Origin of the sequence: Rahnella sp. BIGb0236 (genome assembly GCF_004364755.1) — a bacterium.
GTDB classification, from domain to species: Bacteria; Pseudomonadota; Gammaproteobacteria; order Enterobacterales; family Enterobacteriaceae; genus Rahnella; species Rahnella victoriana.
Genome location: NZ_SOAO01000027.1, coordinates 1 through 6,496, shown reverse-complemented (window position 1 = coordinate 6,496; position 6,496 = coordinate 1). Strand labels below are relative to the sequence as shown.

Below are 6,496 nucleotides of genomic sequence, written 5' to 3'. Positions count from 1 at the left end.
GTGGATAAACCGGCGATCCCGGTCGGGCAACTGGCGATCCCGGCCAATGTTCCCCCTGGAACCAAGGTGTGGGAATCCAATGACATCAACGTGACGGCCTATTGCGACAACGTGCTGGGGTCGATCATTGACGTGGTGCATTTCTACTTCAACCCCAAATCCCAGTCGATTGGCGAAGGGTTGTTATTGGGCGTCAGCTATAACGGGCAGGATCTGGAACAAAACGAGCAGCGCCTGAGCACCAACAGCGAGCCGATCAAAAAAGGACAAAATGTGACGGTGAATGTCACGTTCCGTCTGTATATCAAAGTCAGCGGCAATGCGCCTTCCAGCGGACATTATCAGGGAGCCGACCAGTTTACGGTGTTTCAGCTCGATGGTAGCCGGGGCATCAATAAAACGCCGGGGGCGAAGAACCTCAAATACAACCTGTCAGGGCTGCAGGGGATCCGCTTTCTGGCCTGCGGTTCCGACCTGAAGGTGTACCCGGAATCCCAGATTGTGGATTTCGGCGCGATCCAGTCAACCACCTTATCGCGCTCGTCCGGCATTTCGCTGCCGTTTGCCATCAAAGCGGTGAAACAGGGGTGTCTGGATAATTTCTCGCTACAGGCCGAGTTTTCCACCGCCAGTCCGTTGCTGGATAACACCGCGATTGACCTGCAAAACGGCGCCAGGCTGATGCTCTATAACGATCAGGATCAGGCGATTACCTTTAACCGTTACGATGACTTTGCCGAACTGAATAACGTGAATGAGGTGACCAAAAATTTCACTGCAAAACTGAGTGCGATCCCCGGCCGGGCGCTGTCTCTCGGGCAGTTTGATGCGTCAGTGATCGTCAAAATTAATTATTACTGACAGCCGATAAGAAACGGAGAATGACATGCTAAGAACGGCAAAATTACGGGCGCAGGCGCTTGAGGAACCGGTTTATACCGCACAGGCACCCGAACTTATCGCTGAATCCGAGATCAATGCTCTACTGCAAACCCTGCGTGAAGATGCCGGATTAAGTAAAACAGAACTGGCCAGACGGCTCGGGGTCACGCCGCCAGCCATTACCCGTCTGGAAAAAAGGCCCGCACAGGCCAGTTTCTGTACGCTTTCCCGGTATGCACAGGCCTGCGGATTTCATCTGTATCTCTATTACAAATAAATAGGGTCAGAAACTCTTTTTGAATACGCACAGGGCAAATGGCGACTGATTACTTTCTATCAGCAAGGTATTGTCGTCATATTTTTTCAGAACCAGGGTATCGGTATGACCACTGAGGAAAAAGCTGTTCATCAGCAGCAGGGATGAAATCCCCCAGTCCATATCATCAACACTGTCGATGTTTATCTGGCGACTGGTCAGTGAATACGTGTTGGTACTTTTGCTTTCGTGAACATAGTGATAATAAATGTTCCTCAGCAATGTTTTACGTGCAATCAGATTGCCATCCTTGTCGTATAAGTACCCGGTTCCACTTAATGAAACTAAAATTTTGTTTCCATCAAGGAAGCTGAAATACAATGTACTGACCATTTTGGCTCTCTGATTATCATACCGTGCTTCTACGATCATATTTCCCCGGCACGGTATATTTACCGGAAACGCATTCTGATCTGCAGGGGATAAAATCTCATATAAAATGAATAGCAACAGGGCAGTCGCCGGAAGAAGAGTCAAGAGAATAGTCTTCCTGCTATAGAACATATTTTTCTTATTACTTGTCATGCGTGGTCCTGTCATTTGTATAATAGCTTATGCAAATGTTAGCCTTGTCATTATCGTCGGTGCTGCATTGCGCCATAAAATCACGGACTGAACCGGTGTTTATCGGCGATGAAAAACGCTCGCTTTGGAATATTAAAATATCGCCTGACTTACAGGGAATATTCTTGTCCTTAAGAAATTGACTGGCCAGAGTAATAAACTCACCTCTGCGGGATAACGTCACCGGTGCGGTTGAATACAAATCACAAGCGCCGGACCAGGCGATCTTCAGTTCCGCTTTCGGGTCACGTATGCCATTGTGCAGAATCAAAAAGACCCATGCCGTCAGCGCAGTAGTGACTAACAGAATGATCACAAAGCCTTGCTGATGCTTGTCGCGAAGGAAGCCGGGTTCCTTATCGGCGCGCGGGAACCGGGGTGCCGCTGTAATAATCTCGTCAATATACGGCGCTGTTTTCTGCCGGACTTCCGGTGTCGGGACAGTCTCGTCACTGATACAAGGTTCAATGACAATCTCTTTCCGGATGGTAAAGCCAACCTTGGGCACAGTAACAATAAACTCATTAAGATAGCCTAACGTAACCATCACTTTCCGTAATTTACTGATGCAATGATTGAGGTTGTTATTACTTGCCGTGAGGCCGTAGTCATCCCATACTTTCTTAAAGAATGTTTCACGGTCGACAACCATACCCTGCTGTTCAATGAGCAATAATAATATCCTACGTGCAGGATTCGATACTGCGATCTTACTTTCTGAATCGCCTCGTAATGAAAGAGAGTTATCCTCCGCATTGAAGATAATTTGATTTTCAATCAGATAATTCATATGCATCTCACGTCTCCCTGTTTAGAATATCCTGCTTCCGCATCACTTCAGGTAATTAGAACAATGCGCACCCTGTCGGATTTTTCATTTATATATCGCATGACAGGACCGCCAGTATAAACCGTTCTATTTTAAAAACAGATTCCTGTCGTAAATGTTTACAGACAAGTCATTTTCATGAGGGAGATCGCGTGGGGTCTGAAGAGATATAAATCACGTACGGATTTTTAGTAGTACGTGATTTACGGAGGATCATTGCAAATACGGGCTGACAATTTCCACGTGCTGGCGATCAAAGTCGACAGCAATACGGGCGCCCAGTGGCAGCGTCAACATCGGATGGGTATGGCAGCAGTCAAAACCATCGACCAGCGGGATATCTTGTCCGTTGAGGACTTCCCGCAGCACATCAGCGGGTTGTCTGCCTGTTCCTGCAGGGTTAAATAATTCATGTTTACCGAGCACAATGGCACCCACGCGATCGAAGATGCCATTGAGTTTCAGCATCGAAAAAGAACGTTCCACCGTGGCGATATTTAGCAGGCTGTCTTCAATCAAAAGAATATCGCCCTGACGGATTTCCGGCATATAAGGGCTGCCCCAGATGCCTGACATTGTGTTCAGATTGCCACCGATGACTCGCCCCTCAACGCGACCCTTGCCGAGAAAACGGCAGGTGTTGGCATACAAGGTTTTCGCTCTGACCGGGGTTACATCATCCCAGTTGAGTTTTTCATCTGTCCAGAAAGGCGGCAACGCGTAGCGGTAAGGCGTATTGCGGCGGGTCATCAGGATGTCAGCAAAAGAGGCATAGGTCTCATCCACCAGCGGCGGAAATTCGCCAAAAGAAGCCACCAGAGCCGGACCGTAAAAGGTGATCAACCCGGTTTGCGCATAAATCCCGGCCAGCAAGGCCGTCGTATCGGAATAACCCACAATAATTTTTGGATCGGCGCGCAGTGCATCGTAATCGAGATAAGGCAGCAGGGAATTCGAGTTATTACCGCCAATTGTCGACATCACACAGCGTACCTTCGGGTCACGGATCAACTGATTCAGTTCCTCCGCGCGTCCGGCGATGGAACCCGAACGATAGTGATCAGATTGTCCGGTGAGTGCACCCGCTTTCAGGACAAATCCCTTTTCTTCCAGGAATTTTTTCCCGCGCATAAAACGGTTTGGCGCTGTAGCGGTAGCGGGGGAAGAAGCAGAGAAAAAACCAATGGTATCGCCGGTTTTCAGGGCGGGCGGGAACAGCGGGGTATCTGAAGAGGGCATATTACATCCTATAAATCTGCTCAATGTTCAACCTGCAATGTATCAGTTCAACCTACGGTTTTATATGACTTTATGGGGGCGACTCCATCGATAAATGAGCATAAAAAACTTGCCTCAGGCCACTCCTTATACTTGTAAAACAAGGGATAATGGGTAACTCACAGAAATTCCTGCTGATTTGGCAAAAATTATAACCGAGAACACTGCCTTTCTGGTCTGAACTTCCGATGTCTTTGTTGTAAAGTCCTCTTAATTTATATGGATATTGTTCATCGTAGAGGATGATTATGCTCTCTTCATTAACCGGACTTAATTTCTCCCTGACTGCAGGCGGTTTACCGCCCGCTACCTTTGCTGTCGCGAATTTTACGCTGACGGAATCATTTTCTACGCCTTTTAGTCTGCAGGTCAGTGTGGTGAGCACAGATCCTGCGGTGGATTTCGCTGCAGTCCTGGACACCACGGCAAAGCTCACCGTGATGGATACTGGCATTTTGCAACGTTGCATCAGCGGCGTTGTGTCTTCATTTGAGCAGGGCGATACCGGTAAAGGTCAGACCCAGTACGATATGGTGATACGCCCCGCGCTGTGGCGGGCCACGTTGCGACATAATTCGCGGATTTTTCAACTCCAGGATATTCAGACCATCCTCAGCATACTGATGAAAGAGAATGGCATCAGCAAAGTCGCCTATGCCTTTAAAAACCCCCATCCGCAGCGTGAGTTCTGTGTTCAGTTCGCCGAATCGGATTTGAATTTTATTCAGAGACTCACGGCGGAAGAAGGGATTTTTTACTTCTTCGAATTTGATGAAGGCGGTCATACGCTGGTATTCGCTGACGACGTGGCTGCTCTGGGAGCGGGGCCGGTATTGCCGTACAACGCAACGGACGCTTCCGCCTCTCCGGTCACCTGCATCAGTTCATTCCGCTGCGGCAGCCGCGTCCGCACGGCGTCGGTGACACTCAAGGATTACACCTTCAAAACGCCCGCATGGGACGCCAGATTTAACCAGATGGGTAAAGACCTGCAGAACCAGCAGGAAACGTATGAACACTATGACTACCCGGGGCGTTACAAGGATAACAGCGGTAAAAACTTTACTCAGTACCGTCTCGAGGGGCTGCGCAATGATGCCCAGCAGGGGCAGGGGCAGAGCAACGCATTTGCGCTTCAGCCCGGCGTTCGCTTTACGCTGATGGCGCATCCGCGCCCTGATTTGAACACCCGCTGGCAGCCGGTAAGCACTGTTCATACCGGTTCGCAGCCGCAGGCCCGGCTGACTTCTTCAGGGGGACAGGGCACCACGCTCACCTGTCAGTTCAATTTTGTACCGGGAAAACAGACCTGGCGACCGTCGCCGCGCAATAAACCGGTCATGGACGGCCCGCAGATAGCCAAAGTCGTCGGCCCTGCCGGGGAAGAAATCTATACCGATAACCACGGACGCGTGCGTTTGCAGTTTCCGTGGGACCGCGAGGCCAAAGGGGATGACACCAGCTCCTGCTGGGTGCGGGTCTCCCAGGCCTGGGCCGGACAGGGATGGGGGGCCATCGCCATTCCCCGCATCGGTCAGGAAGTCATTGTGGATTTTCTGGGCGGCGACCCCGATCAGCCGATAGTGACCGGTCGTACCTATCACGCCAGTAACATCGTGCCCAATGGCCTGCCGGGTAAGAAAACCCAGATGTCGATCAAATCGAAGTCCTATAAAAGTCAGGGGTTTAACGAACTGCGGTTCGAAGACGCGACCGGCGCGGAAGAACTGTACATGCACGCGCAGAAAGATATGCGTACCGAGGTGCTGAACAACCGGAGTACGACGGTTGATAACAATCATACCGAACTGGTAAAGGCTAATCAGTCTGTGACGGTCAATAAAAACCAAACTATCGCAGTACTGATGAATGAAAAAGAAACAGTGGGTATGAATCAAAGTCTCAATGTTGGCATGAACCAGACCGAAACCATCGGCATGAATAAGGTTGAGACAGTGGGTCTTGCCCGTGCATTGAACGTGGGGATCTTTTCCCAAACCAGTGTGGGCGTAGCGATGAACACCACTGTGGGGCTGGTACAAGCTTCTCAGGTGGGAATGAGTAAATCACTTCTTGTCGGGGAAAGTTACAGCGCTGATATCGGCAAAACCATGTCGCTGACAGTGGGTGAACGTAAGGTTGAGAGTATGGGGAAGGTAGCCGTCTACTCTGCGGGTGAACATCTGGAGTTAGTCTGTGGCAAGGCGCGGCTGGTGCTCACCAGTGACGGCGGTATTTATCTTAACGGGCAACATATTGAATTGCAGACCCTGACAGCCCTGAATGGTGACAGCATGCTAATACAACTTAATGGCGGTGCGAGTCAGAAAGCACCAGCAACTCCGAAAGGCTGAACGCTATTCTACGTGTTTTCAGATATGCGGCAGACAAACTCGGATCATGGACAGAAAAATCTAATACAAGGAGAGAACAATGGCAGGACAACCCGCCGCCCGTCAGGGCGATGCCACGCTGTACGGCGGCCCGATAGTTCAGGGCTCCGCCAGCGTGCTGATTGGCGCGCCTTCCGGCATTGCCTGCTCGGTCTGTCCCGGCGGACTCATAAAGGGCAATCCGGTCAACCCGTCGCTCGGCGCCAAGGTGCTGCCGGGCGAGACCGACCTGAC

At 50.4% G+C, this 6,496-nt stretch carries 7 protein-coding genes; 4 read left to right on the top strand and 3 right to left on the bottom strand.

The annotated features are described in order from the left end of the window. Both EDF78_RS25435 and EDF78_RS25430 read left to right on the top strand, forming a co-directional pair. Positions 1 to 861, top strand: an 861-nt coding sequence (locus EDF78_RS25435; RefSeq protein WP_133824211.1) for a fimbrial protein, incomplete at its 5' end; no start/stop codon positions are given. Positions 862 to 886: 25 nt separating this feature from the next. After that, on the top strand, positions 887 to 1,159 hold the full coding sequence (locus EDF78_RS25430; RefSeq protein ID WP_095923729.1) for a helix-turn-helix transcriptional regulator: 273 nt from the start codon (positions 887 to 889) through the stop codon (positions 1,157 to 1,159). 6 nt (positions 1,160 to 1,165) lie between these two features. Here EDF78_RS25430 and EDF78_RS25425 read toward each other — a convergent pair whose 3' ends face one another. The 3 genes from EDF78_RS25425 to EDF78_RS25415 all read right to left on the bottom strand — a co-directional run bounded on the left by EDF78_RS25425 (position 1,166) and on the right by EDF78_RS25415 (position 3,830). Beyond that, a complete protein-coding gene (locus tag EDF78_RS25425; protein WP_095923728.1) occupies positions 1,166 to 1,723 on the bottom strand; it encodes a FidL-like protein in 558 nt (185 codons plus the stop codon). Next, positions 1,713 to 2,552, bottom strand: coding sequence for a winged helix-turn-helix domain-containing protein (locus EDF78_RS25420; RefSeq protein ID WP_243839490.1), 840 nt, complete (start codon positions 2,550 to 2,552; stop codon positions 1,713 to 1,715). Before EDF78_RS25420 ends, EDF78_RS25425 begins: the two co-directional genes overlap by 11 nt. Positions 2,553 to 2,804: 252 nt before the next feature. Next, positions 2,805 to 3,830 carry a S66 peptidase family protein gene (locus tag EDF78_RS25415; RefSeq protein WP_133824210.1) on the bottom strand — a complete coding sequence of 342 codons (1,026 nt, stop codon included), beginning with the start codon at positions 3,828 to 3,830 and terminating at the stop codon, positions 2,805 to 2,807. A 287-nt stretch (positions 3,831 to 4,117) separates the two neighbouring features. Between EDF78_RS25415 and tssI the strand changes: the two genes are divergently transcribed. Further along, positions 4,118 to 6,223 (top strand): type VI secretion system tip protein VgrG, encoded by a 2,106-nt coding sequence (gene tssI, locus EDF78_RS25410; protein ID WP_133824209.1) that lies wholly within the window; start codon positions 4,118 to 4,120, stop codon positions 6,221 to 6,223. Between the two features lie 79 nt (positions 6,224 to 6,302). Further along, the coding region (locus EDF78_RS25405; RefSeq protein ID WP_208294507.1) for a hypothetical protein at positions 6,303 to 6,496 on the top strand (194 nt) is incomplete at its 3' end.

Bases quoted from the DNA above. Each gene is read 5' to 3' on its own strand.
- EDF78_RS25430 (WP_095923729.1), top strand. From the start codon at position 887: ATGCTAAGAACGGCAAAATTACGGGCGCAGGCGCTTGAGGAACCGGTT.
- EDF78_RS25425 (WP_095923728.1), bottom strand. From the start codon at position 1,723: ATGACAAGTAATAAGAAAAATATGTTCTATAGCAGGAAGACTATTCTC.
- EDF78_RS25420 (WP_243839490.1), bottom strand. From the start codon at position 2,552: ATGAATTATCTGATTGAAAATCAAATTATCTTCAATGCGGAGGATAAC.
- EDF78_RS25415 (WP_133824210.1), bottom strand. From the start codon at position 3,830: ATGCCCTCTTCAGATACCCCGCTGTTCCCGCCCGCCCTGAAAACCGGC.
- tssI (WP_133824209.1), top strand. From the start codon at position 4,118: ATGCTCTCTTCATTAACCGGACTTAATTTCTCCCTGACTGCAGGCGGT.